Source organism: Dorea sp. AM13-35 (assembly GCF_003473885.1).
GTDB lineage: Bacteria > Bacillota > Clostridia > Lachnospirales > Lachnospiraceae > Dorea_D > Dorea_D hominis.
Map to the genome: position 1 here is coordinate 457226 of NZ_QUCZ01000001.1, position 24299 is coordinate 481524.

The 24299-nt window shown below is 42.1% G+C and carries 25 protein-coding genes; all 25 read left to right on the plus strand.

The genetic code is table 11. The annotated features are described in order from the left end of the window. Positions 1 to 3 precede the first annotated feature (3 nt). The 25 genes from DW152_RS02210 (at position 4) to DW152_RS02330 (ending at position 24264) form a co-directional block, all read left to right on the plus strand. The gene (locus DW152_RS02210; protein WP_021860463.1) at positions 4 to 1965 is read left to right on the plus strand and encodes a YgiQ family radical SAM protein; all 1962 of its coding nucleotides are present in this window, start codon (positions 4 to 6) and stop codon (positions 1963 to 1965) included. A gap of 4 nt (positions 1966 to 1969) precedes the next feature. Continuing rightward, on the plus strand, positions 1970 to 2731 hold the full coding sequence (locus tag DW152_RS02215) for an SDR family NAD(P)-dependent oxidoreductase (protein WP_021860462.1): 762 nt from the start codon (positions 1970 to 1972) through the stop codon (positions 2729 to 2731). A 63-nt stretch (positions 2732 to 2794) separates the two neighbouring features. Then, the gene (locus DW152_RS02220) at positions 2795 to 3370 is read left to right on the plus strand and encodes a hypothetical protein (RefSeq protein ID WP_021860461.1); all 576 of its coding nucleotides are present in this window, start codon (positions 2795 to 2797) and stop codon (positions 3368 to 3370) included. Positions 3371 to 3393: 23 nt separating this feature from the next. Then, the gene (locus DW152_RS02225) at positions 3394 to 4416 is read left to right on the plus strand and encodes an RluA family pseudouridine synthase (protein ID WP_021860460.1); all 1023 of its coding nucleotides are present in this window, start codon (positions 3394 to 3396) and stop codon (positions 4414 to 4416) included. Next, the gene (locus DW152_RS02230; protein WP_021860459.1) at positions 4374 to 4919 is read left to right on the plus strand and encodes a Holliday junction resolvase RecU; all 546 of its coding nucleotides are present in this window, start codon (positions 4374 to 4376) and stop codon (positions 4917 to 4919) included. Before DW152_RS02225 ends, DW152_RS02230 begins: the two co-directional genes overlap by 43 nt. Positions 4920 to 5025: 106 nt before the next feature. After that, complete coding sequence (gene hisZ, locus DW152_RS02235; RefSeq protein ID WP_021860458.1) at positions 5026 to 6285, plus strand: ATP phosphoribosyltransferase regulatory subunit; 1260 nt, start codon at positions 5026 to 5028, stop codon at positions 6283 to 6285. A gap of 25 nt (positions 6286 to 6310) precedes the next feature. Then, positions 6311 to 6946, plus strand: a complete 636-nt coding sequence (gene hisG / locus DW152_RS02240) for an ATP phosphoribosyltransferase (RefSeq protein ID WP_021860457.1) — start codon at positions 6311 to 6313, stop codon at positions 6944 to 6946. A gap of 18 nt (positions 6947 to 6964) precedes the next feature. Beyond that, on the plus strand, positions 6965 to 8260 hold the full coding sequence (gene hisD, locus DW152_RS02245) for a histidinol dehydrogenase (protein WP_118287867.1): 1296 nt from the start codon (positions 6965 to 6967) through the stop codon (positions 8258 to 8260). Positions 8261 to 8274: 14 nt separating this feature from the next. After that, positions 8275 to 8862: an imidazoleglycerol-phosphate dehydratase HisB gene (hisB, locus tag DW152_RS02250; protein WP_021860455.1), complete on the plus strand. Its 588-nt coding sequence runs from the start codon at positions 8275 to 8277 to the stop codon at positions 8860 to 8862. Positions 8863 to 8880: 18 nt separating this feature from the next. Continuing rightward, positions 8881 to 10164, plus strand: coding sequence for a bifunctional phosphoribosyl-AMP cyclohydrolase/phosphoribosyl-ATP diphosphatase HisIE (gene hisIE, locus DW152_RS02255; RefSeq protein WP_021860454.1), 1284 nt, complete (start codon positions 8881 to 8883; stop codon positions 10162 to 10164). A gap of 75 nt (positions 10165 to 10239) precedes the next feature. Beyond that, positions 10240 to 10542: a hypothetical protein gene (locus DW152_RS02260; protein ID WP_117537197.1), complete on the plus strand. Its 303-nt coding sequence runs from the start codon at positions 10240 to 10242 to the stop codon at positions 10540 to 10542. Between the two features lie 39 nt (positions 10543 to 10581). Continuing rightward, the gene (gene rfbD / locus DW152_RS02265; protein ID WP_117537198.1) at positions 10582 to 11439 is read left to right on the plus strand and encodes a dTDP-4-dehydrorhamnose reductase; all 858 of its coding nucleotides are present in this window, start codon (positions 10582 to 10584) and stop codon (positions 11437 to 11439) included. Next, positions 11432 to 12721, plus strand: a complete 1290-nt coding sequence (locus DW152_RS02270) for a dicarboxylate/amino acid:cation symporter (protein ID WP_021860957.1) — start codon at positions 11432 to 11434, stop codon at positions 12719 to 12721. The genes rfbD and DW152_RS02270 overlap by 8 nt, the downstream gene beginning before the upstream one ends. Before the next feature lie 21 nt (positions 12722 to 12742). Further along, positions 12743 to 13726 (plus strand): biotin synthase BioB, encoded by a 984-nt coding sequence (gene bioB, locus DW152_RS02275; protein WP_021860958.1) that lies wholly within the window; start codon positions 12743 to 12745, stop codon positions 13724 to 13726. 9 nt (positions 13727 to 13735) lie between these two features. Continuing rightward, complete coding sequence (locus DW152_RS02280) at positions 13736 to 14302, plus strand: chromate transporter (protein ID WP_021860959.1); 567 nt, start codon at positions 13736 to 13738, stop codon at positions 14300 to 14302. Next, a complete protein-coding gene (locus tag DW152_RS02285; RefSeq protein ID WP_021860960.1) occupies positions 14299 to 14859 on the plus strand; it encodes a chromate transporter in 561 nt (186 codons plus the stop codon). The genes DW152_RS02280 and DW152_RS02285 overlap by 4 nt, the downstream gene beginning before the upstream one ends. A 375-nt stretch (positions 14860 to 15234) precedes the next feature. Continuing rightward, positions 15235 to 16494 (plus strand): DUF819 family protein, encoded by a 1260-nt coding sequence (locus tag DW152_RS02290; RefSeq protein WP_021860961.1) that lies wholly within the window; start codon positions 15235 to 15237, stop codon positions 16492 to 16494. Positions 16495 to 16634: 140 nt separating this feature from the next. Continuing rightward, positions 16635 to 17606 carry a dipeptidase gene (locus tag DW152_RS02295; RefSeq protein ID WP_021860962.1) on the plus strand — a complete coding sequence of 324 codons (972 nt, stop codon included), beginning with the start codon at positions 16635 to 16637 and terminating at the stop codon, positions 17604 to 17606. 202 nt (positions 17607 to 17808) lie between these two features. Then, positions 17809 to 19674, plus strand: coding sequence for a TIGR03960 family B12-binding radical SAM protein (locus DW152_RS02300; RefSeq protein ID WP_021860963.1), 1866 nt, complete (start codon positions 17809 to 17811; stop codon positions 19672 to 19674). Next, positions 19658 to 20404, plus strand: a complete 747-nt coding sequence (locus DW152_RS02305; protein ID WP_021860964.1) for a TIGR03936 family radical SAM-associated protein — start codon at positions 19658 to 19660, stop codon at positions 20402 to 20404. The genes DW152_RS02300 and DW152_RS02305 overlap by 17 nt, the downstream gene beginning before the upstream one ends. Before the next feature lie 54 nt (positions 20405 to 20458). Further along, a complete protein-coding gene (gene ybaK, locus DW152_RS02310) occupies positions 20459 to 20944 on the plus strand; it encodes a Cys-tRNA(Pro) deacylase (protein ID WP_021860965.1) in 486 nt (161 codons plus the stop codon). 79 nt (positions 20945 to 21023) lie between these two features. Next, a complete protein-coding gene (locus DW152_RS02315) occupies positions 21024 to 21632 on the plus strand; it encodes an HAD-IA family hydrolase (protein ID WP_021860966.1) in 609 nt (202 codons plus the stop codon). 48 nt (positions 21633 to 21680) lie between these two features. Further along, positions 21681 to 23033 carry an aspartate kinase gene (locus DW152_RS02320; protein ID WP_021860967.1) on the plus strand — a complete coding sequence of 451 codons (1353 nt, stop codon included), beginning with the start codon at positions 21681 to 21683 and terminating at the stop codon, positions 23031 to 23033. Positions 23034 to 23048: 15 nt separating this feature from the next. Further along, positions 23049 to 23471 carry a CBS domain-containing protein gene (locus DW152_RS02325; protein WP_021860968.1) on the plus strand — a complete coding sequence of 141 codons (423 nt, stop codon included), beginning with the start codon at positions 23049 to 23051 and terminating at the stop codon, positions 23469 to 23471. Continuing rightward, the gene (locus DW152_RS02330) at positions 23461 to 24264 is read left to right on the plus strand and encodes an amidohydrolase family protein (RefSeq protein ID WP_021860969.1); all 804 of its coding nucleotides are present in this window, start codon (positions 23461 to 23463) and stop codon (positions 24262 to 24264) included. The genes DW152_RS02325 and DW152_RS02330 overlap by 11 nt, the downstream gene beginning before the upstream one ends. Positions 24265 to 24299 lie beyond the last annotated feature (35 nt).

Below are 24299 nucleotides of genomic sequence, written 5' to 3' on the forward strand. Positions count from 1 at the left end.
TTAATGAAACAGCAATTTTTGCCAATCTGCAGACAAGACATGATCGACCGTGGATGGGAGCAGGTGGATTTTGTATATATTTCCGGTGATGCTTACGTAGATCATCCGTCTTTCGGACATGCAATTATTACGAGAGAACTGGAAGCTTTTGGTTACAAAGTCGGGATCATTGCACAGCCGGACTGGAAAGATAAAAACAGTATAATGATATATGGAGAACCAAGGCTTGGTTTCCTTGTGTCTGCGGGCAATATGGATTCGATGGTCAATCATTATTCTGTATCAAAAAAACGAAGAAGCAAAGATTCCTTTACTCCGGGCGGCGTAATGGGAAAAAGACCGGATTATGCGACAATCGTTTACAGTAATCTGATCCGGCAGGTCTATAAGAAGACGCCGATCATTTTGGGGGGAATTGAAGCGAGTCTCAGGCGTATGGCGCATTATGATTACTGGTCAGATAAATTAAAACGATCCGTACTCTTAGATTCCGGCGCAGATCTTATTTCTTATGGAATGGGAGAGCGTTCGATCATCGAGATCGCTGAGGCTCTGGACAGTGGGATCGATGTGAAAGATATTACTTTTATTGATGGAACAGTCTGCAGAGTAAAGAGTCTGGACAGTGTGTATGATGCAGTTATGCTGCCGGCTTTTGAGGATTTAAAAGCGGACAAGCTCAACTATGCCAGAAGTTTTTATACGCAGTATTGTAATACAGATCCATTTACCGGAAAGAGACTGGTAGAGCCGTACGGCGAACATATGTATATCGTACAGAATCCGCCTTCAAAGCCTCTTTCCCAACAGGAGATGGACGAGACATACAGCTATCCTTACATGCGGACTTATCATCCGTCTTACGAGAAAGATGGTGGCGTCCCGGCTATTTCGGAAGTCAAATTCAGCCTGATCAGCAACAGAGGATGTTTTGGCGGCTGCAATTTCTGTGCGCTTACGTTCCATCAGGGACGCATCATACAGACGAGAAGTCATGAATCCCTGCTGGAAGAAGCAGAACATATCACACAGGATAAGGATTTTAAAGGTTATATCCATGATGTGGGCGGACCAACGGCTGATTTCAGACATCCATCCTGTGAGAAACAGTTAAAATATGGAGTCTGCAAGAACAGGCAGTGTTTGTTCCCGACACCTTGCAAGAACCTTAAAGCGGATCACAAAGATTATGTATCGCTTCTCAGGAAACTGCGGAAGATTCCAAAAGTAAAAAAAGTCTTTATCCGTTCGGGAATCCGATTTGATTATGTGCTTGCAGATAAGGATGATACATTTTTTAAAGAGCTGTGTAAATATCATGTGAGCGGTCAGCTTAAGGTAGCGCCGGAGCATGTTTCAGATGCGGTACTTACCTGTATGGGTAAGCCGCGGAATGAAGTTTATCAGAAATTTACTGAGAAATATAAAAAAATCAATGAACAGCTTGGTATGAAGCAGTACCTTGTGCCCTATCTGATGTCTTCCCATCCGGGATCGACATTAAAAGAAGCTGTTGAGCTTGCGGAATATCTGAGAGACCTTGGGTATATGCCGGAACAGGTACAGGATTTTTATCCGACACCGTCAACGATTTCTACCTGTATGTATTATACAGGTGTGGATCCAAGGACGATGAAACCGGTGTATGTTCCGAAGAATCCGCACGAAAAGGCGATGCAGCGTGCTTTGATCCAGTATCGCAATCCGCAGAATTATGATATCGTGCTGGAAGCGCTTAAGAAAGCGGGACGTATGGATCTGGTAGGTTATGATAAACACTGTTTGCTGCGCCCAAAACGGCACGGTGGGAAGAATCAGGGGACATCCTATAGTAAGAGCCGTGCGCCGGAGCGGGGAAATGATTCCGGTCACAGAAATACATCTGGTAGTGGAAATGCTTCTGGCGGAAAGCGCCCGTATAAAAAGAAAGCAATCCGTAACGTACACAAAAAGAAAGGCAGATGATCCTATGAAAATTGCATTAGTAACAGGAGCTTCTTCTGGCATTGGCAGAGAATTTGCAAGACAGATTGTAAAACTGTATCGGAATCTGGATGAGATTTGGCTTGTGGCAAGAAGAACAGAGCGCCTGCAGGAACTGGAAAAGGAATTTTCTGTTCCGGTACGGATCTTTGACGGAGATCTGAACCGAGATTATATTTATGAAAGAATCGAAAAAGAGCTGGAACGTAAAAATGCAGAGATCCGGATACTTGTTAACAGCGCGGGCTGCGGACTGTCCGGCTGTTTCGGAGAAAGAGAGCAGGATACAGAACTTCGCATGGTAAAACTGAATTGTCAGAGTCTTACAAGAATGCTTCTGCTCTGCCGGCCGTTTCTTGGCAGAGGAAGCCGTGTGATCAATCTGGCGAGTGCAGCGGCATTCGCACCACAGCCGGGATTTGCAATATATGCTGCGTCAAAATCATATGTTTACCGTCTGTCCATGGCGATCCGCGAGGAATGGAAACCGGCGGAGATATCTGTGACAGTGGTGTGCCCGGGTCCTGTGGACACGGAATTTTTTGCACACAGCGGTGAACTTCTTGGAAAAAGTAACAAAGTTACAAAAGTGGATCCAAAAGCGGTTGCCAGAAAAGCATTGCTGGATGCGGTGGATCATAGATGTGTTTCTGTATACGGCACATCTATGAAAGTTGCCAGAATTGCAGGAAAATTGCTGCCGGATGTTCTTAGCGCATATTTGATGCGTAAGTTAAATGGAATCTGATTCGTATCAGGCATGCTGATTGATAAAAGAGGATAGAATAACAGGAAAGAAGGATAATAATAAATGAAGATTGAAAAAGGACGTCCGGGATATATCCGTTTCCGCAAAACAAAATATCTGCTCTGGGCGGTCATTGAATTTGCAGTGGTCATAGCGCTTGTTGTGATCGGTATTGTACAGAGTGGTTCCCGCATGAACTTGCTCACTGTAGTAGCAGTTGTCGGATGTCTTCCGGCTGCAAAGATGCTTGTTGAGTATATTACAATGGCTCCTTATCAGAGCATTGCGTCGGACAAGTGCAAAGAGATTGAAGAAAAAGCACCCCTTCTGACAAGAGTCTATGATCTTGTCATTACAAGTCCGGAAAAAGTCATGCAGGTAGATGCAATCGTCATTTCCGGACATACGGTGTGCGGCTACACCAGCAATGAAAAAACGGATGAGACAAAGGCGGCAAGATATATTAAGGAAATGCTTCACAACCATAAATATGAGAAAGTTACTGTAAAAGTTTTTCATGATTATGTTGCGTTTTTATCACGTGCGGAGGGAATGAACAGTATTGCAGCAATCGAGAAGCCGGATAACCGGAGAAGAGAACGGCGGATACGGCATCTCCTTCTGACAACATCCATGTAAAATATTTATATAAGGAATCGTGTATGAGAGAAATATATATTAAGGAAAATGAATCCGGACAGCGGTTCGATAAATTTTTAAAGAAATATTTAAGTGAAGCTCCGGGAAGTTTCCTGTATAAAATGCTGCGTAAGAAGAATATTGTGCTGAACGGCAGAAAGGCAACAGGTAGTGAAAAGTTAAAAAAAGGGGATCAGGTGAAACTGTTTCTTGCTGATGAAACACTGGAGAAATTTACCGGAAAGCAGGAACCTGCACATAGTAAGAAAAAGCTTCCAAAGATCCAGATGCCTGTTGTGTACGAAGATGAAGATGTTGTTTTTTATAACAAACCGGCCGGGGTGCTATCCCAGAAAGCAAAGTCTTCGGATGTATCGGTTGTCGAATATTTAATGGAACATTTGCTTGAAACGAAAGCCTTGAGGCAAGATGAACTTAAGACATTCAGACCATCCATCTGCAACCGGTTGGACCGGAATACGAGCGGCCTTATTACTGCCGGAAAAAGTCTGGCGGGATTACAGAAGCTTTCAGAACTTTTCAAAGACAGGACACTGAAAAAATATTACCTCTGTCTTGTGAAAGGAACAATCGATAAAAGAGCACATATCTGCGGCTATTTACAGAAAGACAAAGCGACCAACCAGGTGCGAATTTCAAAACAGGCCGGCGCTGATGCAGTTCCAATCGAGACAGAATATGTTCCGGTTGCATGGAATCAGGAAATAACACTTTTGAAAGTGCATCTGATCACCGGACGGACGCATCAGATCCGCGCACATCTGGCATGGCAGGGACATCCGCTTCTTGGTGATCCGAAGTATGGTGATCCAAAGTGGAACCGGAAATGGAACGGAAGAATGAAGACAGCACAGACAAGACAGATGCTTCATGCATATGAACTTGTAATGCCGGAGATGAATAAGACATTAAAGAAACTTTCCGGGCGAACGTTTACAGCTCCGGTTCCGGAAGATTTCTATAAAATCATAAAGGAGACAACATGGGAACATGGAACTCAAGAGGTCTTAGAGGTTCAACATTAGAGGATTTCGTAAACCGGACCAATGAATATTATATGGAAAAAAATCTGGCGCTGATCCAGAAGATCCCGACACCGATCACGCCGGTCCGCATGGATAAGGAACACCGGCAGATCACACTGGCATATTTTGAACAGAGAAGTACGGTTGATTATATCGGTGTTGTGCAGGGCATTCCGGTATGCTTTGATGCAAAAGAATGTGTGGCAGATACCTTTCCATTACAGAATATCCATGAGCATCAGATAGAGTTTATGGGCAGATTTGAAAAACAGGAAGGAATTGCATTTTTTTTGCTTTATTATTCAGCAAAAAATATACTGTATTATATGCGCTATGAAGAAATGATGAAGTTCTGGAACCGTGCAAAAAAAGGCGGAAGAAAAAGCTTCCGTCTGGAAGAACTGGATCCGGAATTTTTTATGGAATTAAGGCGTGGAAGTCTTGTTCCGTATCTGGACGGGATTAATAAAGACCTGGATGTCCGGGAGCAGAAACAGAAGTAATGGCAGGCTTTGTCATATACTTGACAAAGAATCAGAAAATGTATATAATACGGAAAGGGTTTTAACGTATTAGCACGCTAAAGTGAAAGAGCTAACAGGAGGTCATATGAAGAAAGTATTGCATACACCGGAAGGAGTCCGGGATATATATAATGTAGAATGCGGAAAGAAACTTGCACTGGAGAGCCGTTTAAAGAAGACGTTCCATTTATATGGTTATCATGATATCCAGACACCGATGTTTGAATATTTTGATGTGTTTCGTAAAGAAATCGGAACAACGGCATCCAAAGATTTATATAAGTTTTTTGATAAAGATGGAAATACACTTGCACTGAGGCCAGATATCACACCGTCCGTTGCAAGAGCAGCAGCAACACTGTTTGGTGAGGAAGAAGTGCCGATCCGGCTTTGTTATACAGGTAATACATTTATTAATCATTCCAACTATCAGGGGAGATTAAGAGAAGTCACACAGATGGGCGCAGAGCTGATTGGTGATGATTCCGTGGAAGCAGATGCAGAGATGCTTGCACTTGTGATTGAATCGATGCTTACAATTGGCGTGAAGGAATTTCAAATCAGTGTGGGGAATGTTGATTTCTTCCAGAGCCTGATTGAAGATGCATCGCTGGATGAGGATGCAAGAGAACGCGTCATTGAACTAATCAATAACCGGAATTATTTCGGTGTGGAAGAATATCTGGACAGTATTCTTGTAAAGAGAAGCTCCAAGGAAGCTTTTGCAGCACTTGGAGAAATGGTTGGCGGAGTAGAGATCCTTTCCCAGGCAAAAGATCTTGCGCCTAACTCTGCCGGTATTATGGCAATCAGACGTCTGGAGCATATATACGACATTCTAAAATTATATGGAATGGAAAAATTTGTAACATTTGATCTGAGCATGACAGGAACTTACGGATATTATACCGGTATTGTTTTCCGCGGTTATACTTTTGGAACCGGAGATGCGATCGTAAAAGGTGGACGTTACGACCATCTGTTGGAGAAGTTTGGTAAGAAATCACCTTCTATTGGATTTGCAATTGTCATTGATGAGCTGATGAATGCGATGAACCGACAGAAACTCCGCATCGTATATACAAGAAAGAATACGATCATTTTATATGATGAAGGGAAGACAAAACAGGCGGTTATGCTTGCAAAAGATTTCCGTAACAAAGCAAAGAATGTGGAACTGATCAAGAAAGCGGATGACAAGATCCTGGAAGAATATATTACTTATGGAAAAGAGTATTATGCAGGAAACCTTGTATATATAAGAGAAGATGGAGAAGTGGTCATGATCAATCTTGTGACAGGTGAACACAAGATTGCCGGAAACGGAAAGAAGACCACATCATAATATATAAGAGAATGGAGTTTTTACTATGAGATATCTTACATTTGCCCTTGGAAAAGGGCGTCTGGCAAGACAGACGCTGGAACTGTTTGAGAAAATTGGTATAACCTGTGAAGAGATGAAAGACAAAGATTCCAGAAAACTGATCTTTACAAATGAAGAATTGAAGCTTCGCTTCTTCCTTGCAAAAGGACCGGATGTACCGACTTATGTAGAATATGGTGCAGCGGACATCGGAGTTGTCGGAAAAGACACGATCCTTGAAGAGGGACGTAAAGTTCATGAAGTTCTGGATCTTGGTTATGGGAAATGTAAAATGTGTGTGTGCGGTTATAAAGATGCAATACCGTTATTGAAACATCATGAGCTGATCCGTGTCGCAACAAAATATCCGAATATTGCAAAAGACTATTTCTACAACACAAAACACCAGACTGTAGAGATCGTAAAATTAAACGGTTCGATTGAACTGGCACCGATCGTTGGTCTTTCTGAAGTGATCGTGGATATTGTAGAAACGGGTTCCACACTGCGTGAAAACGGTCTGGAAGTTCTGGAGGAAGTTTGCCCACTGTCTGCGCGTATGATCGTCAATCCGGTAAGCATGCGTATGGAGAGTGACAGAATTAAGGCATTATTAATGAAATTACGCGCACAAATATAGGAATATAGGAGTGATAAAATGAGAATACAGCATCTCGATAAGAATACAAAAATGAATCTGCTGGAGGATCTTTTAAAGAGAAGTCCGAATAACTATGGCAAATATGAGCAAGGTGTTGCAGAAATCCTGGATCATGTACGCAGCGAAAAAGATGCGGCTGTATTTGCATATACAGAAAAATTTGACGGAGCAAAGATTGATGCATCGAATATTAAAGTAACAGAAGAAGAGATTAAAGAAGCTTACGAATTAGTCGGCGAAGAGTTAACAGGTATTATCCGCAAGGCATTATTTAATATCCGTGATTATCACGAGAGACAGCGTCAGAACAGCTGGTTTGAGAGCAAACCGAATGGAACAATGCTTGGACAGAAAGTTACACCTCTTCAGAGAGTCGGCGTCTATGTACCAGGCGGAAAAGCTGCTTATCCGTCTTCTGTCCTTATGAATATCGCACCAGCGAAAGCTGCAGGAGTTGACGAAATCGTAATGGTAACACCTCCGGGAAAAGACGGAAAAGTCACACCGACAACACTGGTTGCAGCACATGAAGCAGGTGCTGATGTTGTATATAAAGTCGGCGGCGCACAGGCGATCGCTGCACTTGCTTATGGAACGGAGAGTATCCCGAAGGTTGACAAAATTGTAGGACCTGGAAATATTTATGTTGCACTTGCAAAGCGTGCTGTATACGGGCATGTAAGCATTGATGCGATAGCAGGACCAAGTGAAATCCTTGTAATCGCTGATGAGACAGCAAATCCACGCTATGTAGCTGCGGATCTTCTGTCCCAGGCAGAACATGACGAGCTCGCTTCTGCAATTTTAGTGACAACCAGCCAGGAGCTTGTAGAGAAGGTATCTGAAGAAGTAGACGGATTTTTAAAAGAACTTTCCAGAAGTGAGATCATCCGCAAATCACTGGATAATTATGGATACATACTGGTAGCAGATACCATGGAAGAAGTGATTGACATTGCGAATGAGATCGCTTCGGAACATCTGGAGATCCAGACAAAGAATCCGTATGACATTATGACACGCATCCGCAACGCAGGCGCTATTTTCATTGGCGAATATTCCAGTGAACCGCTTGGAGATTATTTTGCAGGACCGAACCATGTCCTTCCGACAAACGGAACAGCAAAATTCTTCTCACCGCTTTCTGTTGATGATTTTATTAAAAAATCAAGCATTATTGCCTACTCACAGGAAGCACTTGGTGCGATCCATACCGATATTGAGAAATTTGCAGAAGCAGAACATCTGACAGCACATGCAAATTCCATCAAAGTACGTTTTGAGAAGAAGTAAGGAGGATGTAAAAAATGAGCAGAATCGTTACTTGTGAAAGAAAAACAAAAGAAACCGACATTTCCATTACGCTGAATCTGGATGGAACCGGAAATAACGATATTCATACGGGGATTGGATTTTTTGACCATATGTTGGACGGATTTGCAAGACATGGACTGTTTGACCTGACTGTTCGAGTAAATGGCGATTTGGATGTAGACAGTCATCATACGATCGAAGATACAGGAATTGTGCTAGGAAATGCCATTTTAAAAGCCATCGGAGATAAAGCCGGTATCAAACGCTTTGGGGATATGATCCTTCCGATGGATGAGACGCTAGCACTTTGCGCGGTAGATCTGTCCGGTCGTCCATACCTTCGCTATGATGCAGAATTTACAGTTCCGAAGATTGGTGACATGGATACAGAGATGGTGAAAGAATTTTTCTATGCTGTTTCTTACAGCGCAGGAATGAACATCCATCTTAAGATCATGGATGGTGAGAACAATCATCACATGGCTGAAGCACTTTTCAAAAGTTTTGGAAAAGCGCTTGATATGGCAACTATGGATGAACCACGGATCAAAGAAGCGTGGACGACAAAAGGAAGTCTTTAAAGGAGTTTTTGAACATATATGAGTTATAAAAGATTGATTCCCTGCATTTTTATTGCAGGTGGGAAGGCTGTAAAATGGTTTAATGATAAGAGCGTATTACAGGACGATGTGATCGCACTTGCAAAATACTACAGCGATCACGGGGCAGATGAGTTGCTTGTGTTCGATCTTTCTACATCTGATGATGAGCACGAAGAAGCCATTGACTTGATGCGCCGTATTAATCGCTTGATCCGTATCCCAATGGTAGCGGGTGGTAATATCAAACGGCAGGAGGATGTAAAGAAGATTTTGTATGCCGGAGCAAAGCGTGCAATGCTGAATTTTTCCAAACCGGACAGTGCGAAGGCAGTGGAAGAGGCGGCAAAACGTTTTGGAAAAGAGAAAATTGCAGTATCGCTGAATGATTTTGATGCGCTTTTCAAACATCAGCATCTGATTGATGAATATTCCAGTGAGATTGTGTTCATGCATCGTCTGGATCTTAATTCGGTTATGGACGTAACGGATATTCCATGTGTAATCGTAACAGATACGCTGGAAAAACCGGAGTTATTCAAGATACTTAAATGTCCGGGAGTGAAAGGGCTTTCAGGAAAATATGTCAGTCAGCCGGATATGGATTTTGTGGAATTTAAGAAAGAGTGTTCAGAGGAAGGCATCCAGATGACTTCTTTTGAAAGTATTATGGAATTTTCACAGTTTAAGACAAATGAGCAGGGGCTGATCCCGGTTATTGTACAGCATTATAAGACGAGAGAAGTATTGATGTTAGCCTATATGAATGAAGAATCATTTGATCAGACGATCAAAACAGGAAAAATGACTTACTTCAGCAGAAGCCGCCAGAAGCTCTGGGTGAAAGGTGAGACAAGCGGGCATTTCCAGTATGTCAAGTCGCTGACAATTGACTGTGATTATGATACGTTACTTGCAAAAGTAGATCAGGTTGGTGCGGCATGTCACACCGGTAATCCGACCTGTTTTTTCCAGCACCTTGCAGGAACGGAATATAACGAAGCAAATCCGCTGGAAGTTTTTGAAATCATCTATAATACCGTTGTAGACAGAAAAGAGAATCCAAAAGAGGGTTCTTATACGAATTATTTATTTGATAAAGGAATTGATAAGATTTTGAAAAAAATCGGCGAAGAGGCAACGGAGATTGTGATCGCTGCCAAGAATCCAAGTGCAGAAGAGACGAAGTATGAGATCTCGGATTTCCTTTATCATATGATTGTATTAATGGTTGAAAAAGGACTGAACTGGGAAGATATTGTAAAAGAACTGGCAAGCCGCTAATGCGCGTGCACTGTCTTTTCAGGTATAGAACCGAATATCCATGCATATCCTAGAGTGGAAAGGATGTGACCGGGATTGAATGAAGCAGAAAGACGAAGGCAGAAATTATTAATGCGGACACGGGAACTGTACCGGGATTCTTATGACTCTCCGGCGGTACACCCGAGATATGGAGCGGCATACCGTTTGCTTTATGAAGAGCCGCAGGAATTTAAGAGCGGTACACTGGGGCTCCGGCTTTTCATAAGCTTTCTGCTGTTTGCTGCATTTGTTGCAATGGATTACAAAAAGGATGAGTTTATGAGTGTGAACAGCTCAGAAATCATTCAAATGATCTCTGAAGATACATCGGCGTTTCCGATTCTGGAACACCGGTAATTTCATGAGTAAATGAGGAACGAAAGAGGAGGATGAAACATGTTAAAAATATGGATTGCAGGATCGGCAGGACAGATCGGAACTGCTATTAACGAAGTGTTAGATCCACTGGAGATGGAAGTTTTTAACACAGATAAAGATGAGTTGGATATCACACAGACAGATGAAGTATTAAGCTTTGGTGAGATCAACCGTCCGGATGTGATCATCAACTGTGCCGGAATCACAGATATGGATCTTTGTGAAAAAGAACCGGAACTGGCGTACCGTGTTAATGCACTCGGTGCAAGAAATTTAAGTATCGTCGCACGTAAGATCGGTGCTAAAATCGTCCAGATATCTACAGATGATGTCTTCGATGGTAACAAAAATACGCCTTACAGTGAATTTGATGATACGAATCCGAAGACCGTGTACGGACGCTCTAAGAGAGCCGGTGAAAATTATGTGCGGGAATTTACACACAAACATTTTGTGATTCGGAGCAGCTGGATTTTTGGACATGGCGATAATTTTGTGACACGTGTATTGCGGAAGGCGGGAAATGGAGAGTTGATCGAGGCTGCAATAGATGAGACCGGATGTCCGACCAGTGCGAAGGATTTGGCACGTATTATTTTGTATCTTATTACAACAAATGAATATGGAACCTATCATGCAACATGTAAAGGACTTTGCAGTCGATATGATTTTGCAAGAGAGATTCTATCTCTGGCAGGTCTTCATGCAGAAGTAAAAGAGATTTCAATTGCAGATTCTAAAGAACATCTGGTACGGCCAGCATATGCGGTTCTGGATAATTTTATTTTACGGATCATTGATGTATATGAAATGCCGAAATGGAAACAGTCTCTTGAGGAATACATTGCCGAGTGGAAGGAGGAGACTCATGAGTAATACAAAAGAAAAGAAAAAGATGGGACTTACTACGAAAATATTCATTTCCCTTCTTGCAGGAGCGCTGTTTGGTGTGATTTTATGTTATCTTGTCCCGAAAAGCAGTATCAAAGATGATGTAATCGTAGAAGGAATTTTATATGTAATCGGACAAGGATTCATCCGTTTGATGAAGATGCTTGTTGTTCCACTTGTATTTTGTTCGATCGTATGTGGAAGTATGTCGATTGGAGATACAAAAAAACTCGGAACAGTCGGCGTGCGTACACTCGTTTTTTATCTGTTTACAACAGCCGTTGCAGTTACAGTTGCGTTATCTGTCGGTAATCTAATTAATCCTGGCAAAGGACTGGATATGAGCAGTATTCAGCAGAATGCTGCGGAAGTGGAGTCCATGAAAGCAACTACACTGACAGAAACGCTTCTGAATATCATTCCGGACAATCCGCTGAATGCGCTGGCAAACGGAACAATGCTTCAGATTATTGTATTTGCACTGATCGTCGGTGTTATTCTGGCAAAACTAGGAGAGCGTACAGAGACAGTCAGCAATTTCTTCAGTCAGTTCAATGACATCATGATGGAAATGACAATGATGGTTATGGGACTTGCTCCGATCGGAGTGTTCTGCCTGATCGCACGCACTTTTGCTAATATCGGTTTCAGCGCGTTCATTCCGCTTGCAAAATACATGATCGGTGTCCTGCTTGCACTTGCCCTGCAGTGTTTTGTTGTATATCTGGGACTTTTAAAAGGATTTACAGGACTGAATCCATTCAAATTTATTAAAAAATTCTTCCCGGTTATGGCGTTTGCATTTTCAACAGCAACATCCAATGCGACCATTCCGCTTTCCATCGATACGCTGTCTAAAAAAATGGGTGTATCCAAGAAAATTTCGTCCTTTACGATCCCGCTTGGTGCGACGATCAATATGGATGGAACAGCGATTATGCAGGGTGTAGCTGTTGTGTTTGCGGCACAGGCATTTGGAATCCATCTTTCTCTTACCGATTATGTTACGGTTATCGGGACAGCGACACTTGCATCTATCGGAACGGCCGGAGTACCAAGTGTAGGTCTTGTTACACTTACAATGGTATTTAATTCTGTAGGACTCCCGGTTGAGGCAATCGGACTGATCATGGGTATTGACCGTATTCTTGACATGACACGAACAGCCGTTAATATTACAGGTGATGCTGTATGTACAACAATCGTTGCACATCAGAACAAGGCGCTGGATCGTGAGATATTTAATAAAAAGGAAGAAAAAGCTTAAGATAAAAGGAGAGATGTTTCTATGAAAGAATGGTTGAAACACTGGGATGAGACAAAGAGACTTACGAGAGAGGAAGCAATTAAAATTTTAAATCTTCCAAAGGAAGACATGGATGATCTGATCGCATGTGCCTATGCGCTCCGTACAAAGTATAAAGGCAAGAAAGTAAGCGTACAGCTTCTGACTAATGTCCGCAGCGGAAACTGTTCGCAGAACTGTGCATATTGTGCACAGTCCTGCGAGTCGCATGCGGCCATTGAAAAATATCGTCGTGTTTCGGATGAAAAACTTTACGGGGATAACGATCTGGTAGATGACAAGCATCTGGCAAGACACTGTATCGGTCTGAGCGGAATTCAGTTTTCAGATGCAGAGATTGAAGATCTTGCAGAACGTATCCGGGAAATGAAGAAGAAAGGAACGCAGATCTGCTGTTCTATTGGATTTCTGACGGAGAAGCAGGCGAGACTTTTAAAAGATGCCGGACTGGACAGGATCAATCATAATCTGAACAGCAGCCGGAGATTTTACCCGGAGATTTGTACGACGCACACTTACGAGCAGCGTGTGGCAAATATACATATGCTTCAGGATATCGGCTTTGAGATCTGCAGCGGTGGTATTATCGGAATGGGAGAGAGAAAAGAAGATGTTGTGGACATGCTTCTGGATCTTCGTGAAATTCATCCGGAATCTGTACCAATCAATTTCCTGCTTCCGATTCCGGGGACACGACTTGCAGACAGGGATATTTCCGGACTTACACCAGAATACTGCATGAAAGTTTTATGCCTTGCAAGACTTATGATCCCGACTTCTGATATCCGTTGTGCGGCCGGAAGAGAAGTATATTTTAAAGGAATAGAGCCGACGCTTTTCAAAGTTGTTGATTCGATTTTCGCATCCGGATATCTGACCGCAGACGGTCAGGGGATTGATGCCACAATGCAGATGATTCGAGATGCCGGATTTGATGGTGAAATAGAGTCTACAGACGAAGAGTAGGATAATACAATGAAAAAAAAGAATAGTAAAATACTTCGGACTTTATTTTTATCAACTTTATATTTAAGCACATTCACCTTTGGAGGTGGATATGTCATTGTGTCATTAATGAAAAAAGATTTTGTCGATGCCAGACACTGGATCGATGAGGAGGAGATGCTGGATCTTGTGGCAATCGCCCAGTCAGCGCCGGGGGCAATTGCTGTCAACGGCGCGATTGTTGTCGGATATAAACTGGCAGGAATTCTAGGCGCATTCGTTGCTATTTTCGGAACAGTTATCCCTCCTTTTGTCATTATATCGATATTATCTGTCTGCTATCAGGCATTCCGCTCCAACCTTCTGGTTGCACGGATGCTGGAAGGTATGCAGGCGGGTGTGGGAGCTGTAATTGCTTCTGTTACTTTTGGAATGGGATGTTCGGTTATAAAGGAGAAAGATGTGATATCCGTGCTTGTTCTGATTCTTTCATTTCTTCTTGCATGCAGCGGGGAAATTAATATCGTCTGGATTATTCTCGGATGCGGAATCCTTGGTGTCATACGGACTATGCTTGAAAGGAAGGTGCGGAAATGATTTATATCCAGCTTTTCCTTAGTTTCCTTCAGGTTGGATTATTCAGCTTTGGCGGTGGTTATGCAGCGCTTCCGCTTATTCAGAGCCAAATCGTCGATGCGCACAGATGGCTGGATGTTAAAGAATTTACAGATCTTATTACATTATCACAGATGACACCCGGACCGATCGCCATCAATTCGGCAACATTTGTCGGAATTAAAGTAGCAGGAGTGCCGGGAGCGCTTGCAGCAACACTTGGGAATATCCTTCCGTCCTGTATTATTGTGACAGCTATTGCGAAACTATACTTAAAATACCGGAAATTAGATTTGTTGCAGGGAGTTTTGAAATCCCTGCGCCCGGCAGTAGTCGCACTAATTGCCTCCGCAGGAGTCAGTATTTTAAAAAATGCTTTCTTGGAAGCAGGCAGTGTACTGTCTGTCACTGGTATAAATATACCGCTTTTCGTAATTTTTCTGATTTGTCTGATATTATTATGCTGGAAAAAATGGAACCCGATTATAGTCATGCTACTGGCAGGCATACTAAATGTCATATTTTGTTATGTCAAATAGTGAAGAATTTTTGGGGATTTTACCAAAGACTAAGGTACAGATTTTATTCATTTGCATATACGATTTAAAACACCTTTTTGCAAAATATACAAAAAGGTGTTTTTTTTATGTACAATCAAATTAAAATAGATCAACTTAAAGTGTATGAATTGTGGAAAAGATGAAAAAACTATCTAATTTTTATACAAATAAGATAATATCAAACAGCTTTCACAATGCTACAGTGAATTGAAAATATTTTTCAGCATATTGACCAAAATTTCAATAAACTATTGTTATTGTTGAAAAATGTATGTATAATAGGGATAAATCAGATGAATATATAAGGTTCATCTATAACAGTCGTGAAACAATGAGAACGAAGGAGGGTATTCTATGTTAAGTTCAGTATTTCAAAATCTAGTCGGGCGGGAATCGCTCATCGCAGCAGAAGATACATGGGCATTACTCGCAATCATGTGTCTTGGTGTTGCTTTTTCTATCTACTTAGAGCAAAAGTACAATTGGGCATCGAAAGTTTCCGGTGCGATCCTGGCACTGATCATTGCAATGGTACTTGCAAACTTAAGTATCATTCCTATTCACAGTGTACTGTATGACGATATTGTCTGGGGTATGATCGTACCAATGGGTATTCCGTTATTGCTTCTTCAGTGTAACCTTTCCCGTGTATGGAGAGATACCGGTAAGATGTTGATCGTATTCCTGATCGGTGCAGTTGGTACAGTATGTGGTGCAATTATTGCATTCTTTGCACTGCGTGGACCATTCGGTGATGCAAGCGGACTCGCAAAAGTAGCAAGTATGATGACCGGTTCTTATATCGGTGGTGGTGTAAACTTTGCAGCAATGGCATCACAGTATGCGGCAGGTGAAGATTTAACAGCGGCAGCAACAGTTGCAGATAACCTTTTGATGGCTGCATATTTCTTCGTATTGATTGCATTTGCAGGTATGAAATTCTTCCGTTCACACTTCGCACATCCACATATTGACGAAGTAGAAGCGGGAATTTCAAAAGACGCTGCTCAGACACAGGCTGCAGCATTTTGGAGCCGTAAAGATATCTCTTTGAAGGATATCGCTTACAATGTTGCATATTCTGTAACAATCGTATGGGTTTCACAGTTTATCGCTGGAACGATCAGCGGAGCTGTTGGTGAGAATGCAACTGGATTTATGGATTTCATCGGTAAATTCTTCGGAAGCCAGTATGTATGGATCACAACATTCTCAGTAATCGTTGCAACATTCTTCCATAAACAGGTAGAAGAGAATCTGCATGGATCACAGGAGATTGGTACTTTTTTAATCTACTTATTCCTGTTTGTAATCGGTGTTCCAGCAAACATTATCACAGTAGTTACAAAGTCACCTCTGCTTCTTGTACTTACAGCTATCATGGTTTGTGTAAACATGTTATTCTGTTTCATCGGAGCAAAGATCTTCAAATGCGATTTGGAAGATGCGATTATTGCCTCCAATGCAAATATCGGTGGACCGACAACAGCTGCCGGTATGGCTATTTCACAGGGATGGAGCCGTCTGGTTGGACCTGCAATGTTAGTAGGTACTCTCGGATATGTAATCGGTAACTACCTTGGAACTATGATTGGAGTTCTCTTAGGAGCATAAGAATTACATAATATATTGAAAGCGACTGGTAAACGGCGCGTTCCCGTAAAAGGGGACGCGCCGATTATAAAAATGGGATTTTATAAATGTCGGAACTGAAAGCAGAATGGATTAGACAATGTAAGAAAGGATGGTAGATTATGTATTTTGACGCACATTCGGATATTTGGTGTGATGTAACCGCACGTAGATTAAAGGGCGAAACCGATGTATTACGCAGACGTCATCTGGAAAGGCTTAGAAAAGGCGGCGTAGAAGGAAGCATTTTTGTAATCTGGGTAGATCCGCCGTATGATGTAGATTATGTAAAGAGAACAAAAGAGATTATGCAATGTGCAAAAGCGGAGGCTGAGGAATGTGATGAAATCCGTATTGTACATAACTACGCAGAGATGATGCAGGCGAAAGCTGATGGCAAGATTTATGTATTTCATGGAATTGAAGGACTCGCAGCAATCGGGGAAGATATTTCTAAGATCGATGAATATTATGATTTTGGCTGCAGGCATGCAATCCTTACGTGGAATGAAGCAAATGCACTTGGCGCAGGCGCAAACTCCGGCGAATCCTACGGACTTACGGAAACAGGTAAGAAAGCTGCCAGAAAAGTACAGGATAAGGGCATGATCCTTGATATGTCACATCTGAATGAAGCTGGTTTCTGGGACTGCATGAAGCTTGCTACGAAGCCAATCATTGCTTCTCATTCAAACTGCCGTGCGCTCTGTGATGTGCCGCGTAACCTGACAGATGATCAGCTTCGTGCCATCCGTGATGTAGACGGTGTTGTCGGACTTAATTCTTTCAAAGACTTCATTGATCCGAGAGGACCGGAACAGACCGTTGAGAATCTTGCAAGACATGCAGATCATATGATCAATGTAATGGGCATCGATCATGTTGGCTGTGGATTTGATTTCTTTGAGTTTATCAATGATGAGGCGATGGGAACTATGACAGAAGATTCCAGCCCGGCAGCACACGGTATGAAGGATGCTTCAGAGATTCCGAATCTCTTTAGCTGTTTCGAGAAGATGGGAATGACCAAAGAAGAGATGGATAAGATTGCCAGAGTTAATTTCCAGAATCTTGTTAAACGGACAATTGGATAATAAAAAAATTTAAAAACATGCAATTCGAAGGCTCCCTTTTGAGGGAGCCCTTTTTAGGTTACCATAATAACCAGTGAAAGCTGCCGGTGACAGGTTATGAAGTGATTTGGGAAAAAATACTTCCTATTTACCAATGTGTTCAATTTGTGGTACAATTAAACGAGTGTATGCAAAGAGAACATTTAAAAACCAAGGAGTAACCATGAGAAAATTAGCATTAACTGATGATATATTGATGAAGATCGAGAAGCCGGCGCGCTATATCGGAAACGAAGTGAATTCGGTCATGAAAGATAAGACGAAAGTCGATATCCGGTTTGCCATGTGTTTCCCGGATGTGTACGAGATTGGAATGTCACATCTTGGAATCCAGATTCTCTATGATATGTTTAACCGCAGAGAGGATGTCTGGTGTGAGAGAGTTTATTCACCGTGGACAGATCTGGATGCGGTTATGCGCGAGAAGAAGATTCCGTTGTTTGCGCTGGAATCGCAGGATCCGATCAAAAATTTTGATTTCTTAGGCATTACGATCCAGTATGAGATGTGTTATACGAACATTTTACAGATTCTGGATCTGTCCGGGATCCCGATAAAAACAAAAGACAGAACAGAAGAAGATCCGATCGTGATCGGTGGTGGTCCATGCACGTACAATCCGGAGCCACTGGCAGATTTCTTTGACCTGTTTTATATGGGTGAAGGCGAAACCGTTTATGATGAATTACTGGATCTTTACAAGAAGAATAAAGCAGCAGGAGGCTCCAGATGGGATTTCCTTGAGATGGCTGCAGAAGTAGAAGGAATATACATTCCGTCTTTTTATGATGTAGAATATAAGGAAGATGGTACCATCCTCTCTTTTACACCGAACAATGTTCATGCAAAAGAGAATATTAAGAAGCAGGTTGTAATGGATATGTCCAGTGCGCCATATCCGGAAAAACCGGTAGTACCTTTTATTAAAGCAACACAGGATCGTGTTGTACTGGAGATCCAGCGCGGTTGTATCCGTGGCTGCCGCTTCTGCCAGGCAGGAATGCTATATCGCCCGACAAGAGAAAAAGACGTAGAAGTTTTAAAAGATTATGCATATAAGATGCTGAAAAATACAGGACACGAAGAAATCTCTCTAAGTTCTTTAAGTTCCAGTGATTATAGTCATTTAAAAGAGCTGGTCACATTTCTGATTGATGAGTTTAAGTCCAAGGGAATTAATATCAGTCTGCCATCGCTTCGAATAGATGCATTTTCGCTGGATGTGATGGGACAGGTGCAGGATATCCGCAAGAGCAGCCTGACATTTGCGCCGGAGGCTGGGTCCCAGCGTATGCGTGATGTCATCAACAAAGGACTGACAGAGGAGATTATTTTAGATGGCGCAGGACAGGCTTTTGAAGGAGGCTGGAATAAGGTAAAACTTTATTTCATGCTGGGATTACCGACAGAGACCGAAGATGATATGCGTGCTATTCCAGAGCTGGCAGATAAAATTGCAAGACGTTATTACGAGATCCCGAAGGATCAGCGGAACGGAAAATGCCAGATTACGACAAGTACATCGTTCTTTATACCGAAACCGTTTACTCCGTTCCAGTGGGCGAGAATGTATACGAATGAAGAATACATCTCCAGAGCTGCGATTGTAAAACACGCATTTAACGATCAGTTGAACCGGAAGAGTCTGAAATATAACTGGCATGATGCAGAAGTAACGGTATTGGAAGGTGTTTTTGCCAGAGGAGACCGTAAGACTTCCGCAGTTATCGAAGAAGCTTATCGTCTGGGATGTCTGTATGATTCCTGGAGCGATCAGTTTGATAATAATAAATGGATGCAAGCGTTTGAAAATACAGGACTGGATATTGCATTTTATAATCACAGAGAGCGTTCACTTGATGAAGTGTTCCCGTGGGATTTCATAGACATTGGCGTGACGAAAGATTTTCTGAAACGGGAATGGAATCATGCAATGAACGCAGAAGTTACACCGAATTGCCGGATGAAATGTTCCGGTTGTGGTGTGGCAAAATGGAAAGGAGGTGTCTGTATTGAAAGCAAGAATTAAATTCCGTAAATATGGAGTAATGCGTTTTATTGGACACCTGGATGTGATGCGTTTCTTTCAGAAAGCGATCCGCAGGGCAGAGATCCCGATTGCATTTACGAGTGGATACAGCCCACATATGATCATGTCGTTTGCGCAGCCACTTGGTGTCGGTGTGACAAGTGACGGAGAATATTTTGATATTGAGTTGACAGAAGCAATCGCCTCAGAGCAGGCAGTTGCACAGTTAAATGCTGTGATGGTCGAGGGAATTGAAGTTACCGGTTTCCGTGAGATCTCTTCGGATAAAAAAGCGAGCGGTATGACGATCGTAGCTGCGGCAGATTACAAAGTGACTCAGCCACAGACTTTTCAACATGCGGAAGATATAAGAGTACTTTCGGCAAAATGGAAAGACAGTGTGTGTGCATTTATGAAAGAACCGCAGATCATCGTATGGAAGAAAACAAAACGAAGTGAGAAAGAAGTCGATATCAAACCGATGATTTACGATATGCATGCAGAGGATGACGGCATTTTTCTGTTCCTTGCAACAGGTAGTGAGCAGAATTTGAAACCGGATCTCGTAATGGAAGCGTTCCTGCGCTTCATCGGTGAAAATCCGGAGGAAGTACCGCTTCATTTCCACCGCCTGGAAGTATATGCGAAGAATCCGGAATCAGCAGGTGGAACAACAAAAAACGATTTCATTTCGTTGGAAGACCTGGGAAAAGACATTGTAACCACTTAAATATGTGTGCTTATACAGATATAAACATGAATGATATAAAGGAGTGAACTTCTTATGAGCAAGAAGGAATTAAAGACAAATGCCATGCGTATGCTGGACCGCATGAAGATTCCTTATGAATATGAAACTTATGAATGTGAAGACTTCACGGATGGTATTGAAACTGCAGATAAACTTGGATATGACCATGCGCTTGTATACAAGACGCTTGTGACGACCGGCAAGAGCGGTGAACATTATGTGTTTGTCATTCCAATCGAAGCAGAGATTGATTTTAAGAAGGCAGCAAAAGCGGTCGGTGAGAAATCGCTGGAGATGCTGCATTTAAAAAATCTGACAAAAGTAACCGGATATGTGCGTGGCGGCTGTACGGCAATTGGAATGAAAAAACAGTTTCCGACAGTCATACAAAAAGATGCGGAAGAACTTACGCAGATGCATGTCAGTGGCGGTAAATTAGGAATGCAGTTAAAACTTGCTCCGGCGGATCTTAAGAAGGCAGCAAAAGCACAGTTTGCAGACGTTATCCGCGATCATTAAAAATCTGCGGATATATGGGAAATATTTCCGTATACAGTTTTTGGAAACAAAGTACAATCAAGAAGAGAAGGAAGAAAAAATGATACCTGAATTAAGGGAGAATACCAATACAGTTATTTTTGATATTGGAAATGTATTAATTTATTTTGCGTGGAAAGAATATCTGGAATCATTAGGATTTTCAGAAGAGACGACCAAGCATGTGGCGGATGCTATGTTTTGTAATAAAGACTGGGATGCAGGAGATTCCGGTCTGGTAACAACCGAAGAATGGCTGGAACTTTTTATAGAAAATGATCCGGCGTATGAGAAAGAGATACGGACAACCTTTGCTGGATTCGGAGCATCTATCGTACCATTTCCTTTTATTGAAGAATGGTTTGCATATTTTCGCGAAAAAGGAATGAAGCTTTATTATCTGTCTAATTATTCGGATGAAATGTTCCGTCAGTCAGAAGAAAAGCTTGCGTTTTTAAAGAGTTTTTACGGCGGTGTGTTTTCATGGCAAGAAAAATGTATGAAACCGGATTCAAAGATTTATCAGATATTATTAGACCGATATAACATAGATCCAAAACATACAGTATTTTTTGATGACCGTGTCGCGAATGTGGAAGCTGCCGAGAAATTCGGCATACAGGGCATCCTGTTTCATACAGATATTCCATTGCAGATGATGGGAAAATAAGGTAATATAGTAGCAGCAAAAGAAAAGGCAACCTGGAGGAATACAAAAATGTTAATTAAAGTTGTTAAATTCGGAGGAAGTTCACTGGCAAGCGCCGAACAGTTTGAAAAAGTCGGTGCGATCATCAGAAAAGATTCCAGCAGACGTTATGTGATTCCGTCTGCGCCGGGAAAACGTACCTCTGACGATACAAAAGTAACGGATATGCTGTACAGTTGTTATGGACAGGCAATCCTTGCATATGACGACGAAGAAAAAGAAGAACACATGGAGAATTTTGAGAATCTTCTGACTGCGATCAAAGCACGTTATCAGTCAATTATTGACGGACTTGGACTTAAAATTTCGCTGGAGGAAGATTTCAAGATCATCCGTAAGAATTTTCTTGCCAAGATTGGAAGAGATTATGCGGCATCCCGCGGTGAATTTCTGAATGGTAAGATTATGGCTGAATATCTCGGATATACATTCATTGACGCAGCCGAAGTTGTTTTCTTTGATGAAGAAGGTAATTTTGATGCAGAAAAGACCGATGAGGTGTTGACTGCAAAACTTGCAGATATAGAACGTGCGGTAATTCCGGGATTTTACGGTTCTGAACCGGATGGAAGTGTGAAAACATTTTCCCGTGGTGGATCGGATATTACCGGATCTATCGTTGCAAAAGCGGTTCATGCAGAGATGTATGAAAACTGGACAGATGTATCCGGATTCCTGATTACGGATCCAAGAATCATTCCGAATCCGAAACCGATCGATGTGATCACATACCGCGAACTTCGTGAGCTGTCCTATATGGGCGCTACGGTTCTTCACGAAGATGCCATTTTCCCGGTGCGCAAGGAAGGTATCCCGATCAATATCCGCAATACGAATGCACCGGAGGATAAAGGAACTCTGATTGTGGAAGCAACATGTCAGAAACCACGTTTTGTTATTACCGGTATTGCAGGTAAGAAGGATTTCGCTTCTGTAACTGTGGAGAAAGCGATGATGAACTCTCAGGTTGGGTTCTGCCGTAAAGTGTTGGAAGTTTTTGAAGAGAACCATGTTTCTATCGAACATATGCCATCCGGAATTGATACGATGACAATTTTTGTTCACCAGGAAGAATTTGAAGAAAAAGAGCAGAAAGTGATCGCAGGCATTCACAGAGAAGTGGAACCGGATTATCTGGAACTGGAATCTGACCTTGCACTGATCGCAGTTGTAGGACGTGGAATGAGAGCAACCAGAGGTACTTCCGGACGTATTTTCTCTGCGCTTGCACATGCAAATATTAACGTCCGTATGATCGACCAGGGTTCCAGTGAGCTGAATATTATCATTGGTGTCAGCAACCATGATTTTGAAGGTGCGATCAAAGCAATTTATGATATTTTTGTAACTACACAAATTTAGGAGGCTGTTCAAAAGATGAATATTTTATTTTTCCTGAAGCCAAAGAGTGAACTTGCATTTATTTATGATTATCATACACTCAGACAGGCTTTGGAAATTATGGAACACTACAGATATACATGTGTCCCGATTTTGAATAAAGAGGGAAAATATGTCGGCAGTATCACAGAAGGTGATCTTTTGTGGGCTGTCAAAAAATTAAAACTATTGAATCTTAAAGATGCTGAGAATATCAGTATCATGAAAATTGACAGAAGGAATGATTACCAGTGTGTCAATGCCGAATCTAAGATGGAAGACCTGATCGGACGTGCAATGGAGCAGAACTTTGTGCCGGTTGTGGATGATCAGGAACATTTTATCGGAATGATCACAAGACGTGATATTATCAAATATTGTTACGACAAGGTACAGGAGTATGAAAAAAATGGTAATTGATTTTCATACACATATGTTTCCAGATAAGATCGCTGACAAAACGATTACATTTCTGGCAGAGGTCTGTCAGATACCACCGCAGACAGATGGAACATACACGGGACTTTCAGAGTCTGCGAAAAAGGGTGGTGTAGACTTAAGTATTGCACTTCCGGCTATGACAAAGCCTTCTCAGTTTGATTCGGTCAATACATTTGCCGCTGCACATCAGGAAGGAAATGTCATCTCTTTCGGAGGCATCCATCCGGCGACAGAACATTACCGAGAAGAACTCCGGCATATAAAAGAACTGGGACTTAAAGGGATCAAATTACATCCGGATTATCAGGACATGTATTTTAATGATATCCGTTATAAAAGACTGGTAGATTATGCCACAGAGCTTGGACTTATCATTGTCGTCCATGCGGGACTTGACCCGAAATGCCCGGATGACGTTCACTGTACACCGGAGATGGCTGCAGAAGTTATAGATGAGGTTCACCCTGTGAACCTTGTCCTTGCCCATCTCGGCGGCAATGAGATGTGGGATGATGTAGAAAAATACCTGGTCGGAAAAGATGTATATTTGGACACTGCCGTGGTACTTGATGTGATAAAAGAAGATCAGTTTCTTCGGATCGTGCGTAATCACGGTGCTGATAAGATCCTTTTCGGAACCGATGTTCCGTGGCGGGATCAGGGGGCATTTGTACATCTGTTAAATGATTCTAAACTTACACAGGAAGAAAAAAATAAGATTTTTTATAAAAATGCTTGTAAACTGCTTGATTTTCAGGGAAACATGTGCTAATATACAATAGTATGCCGCACAATGAGGTTGAAGTT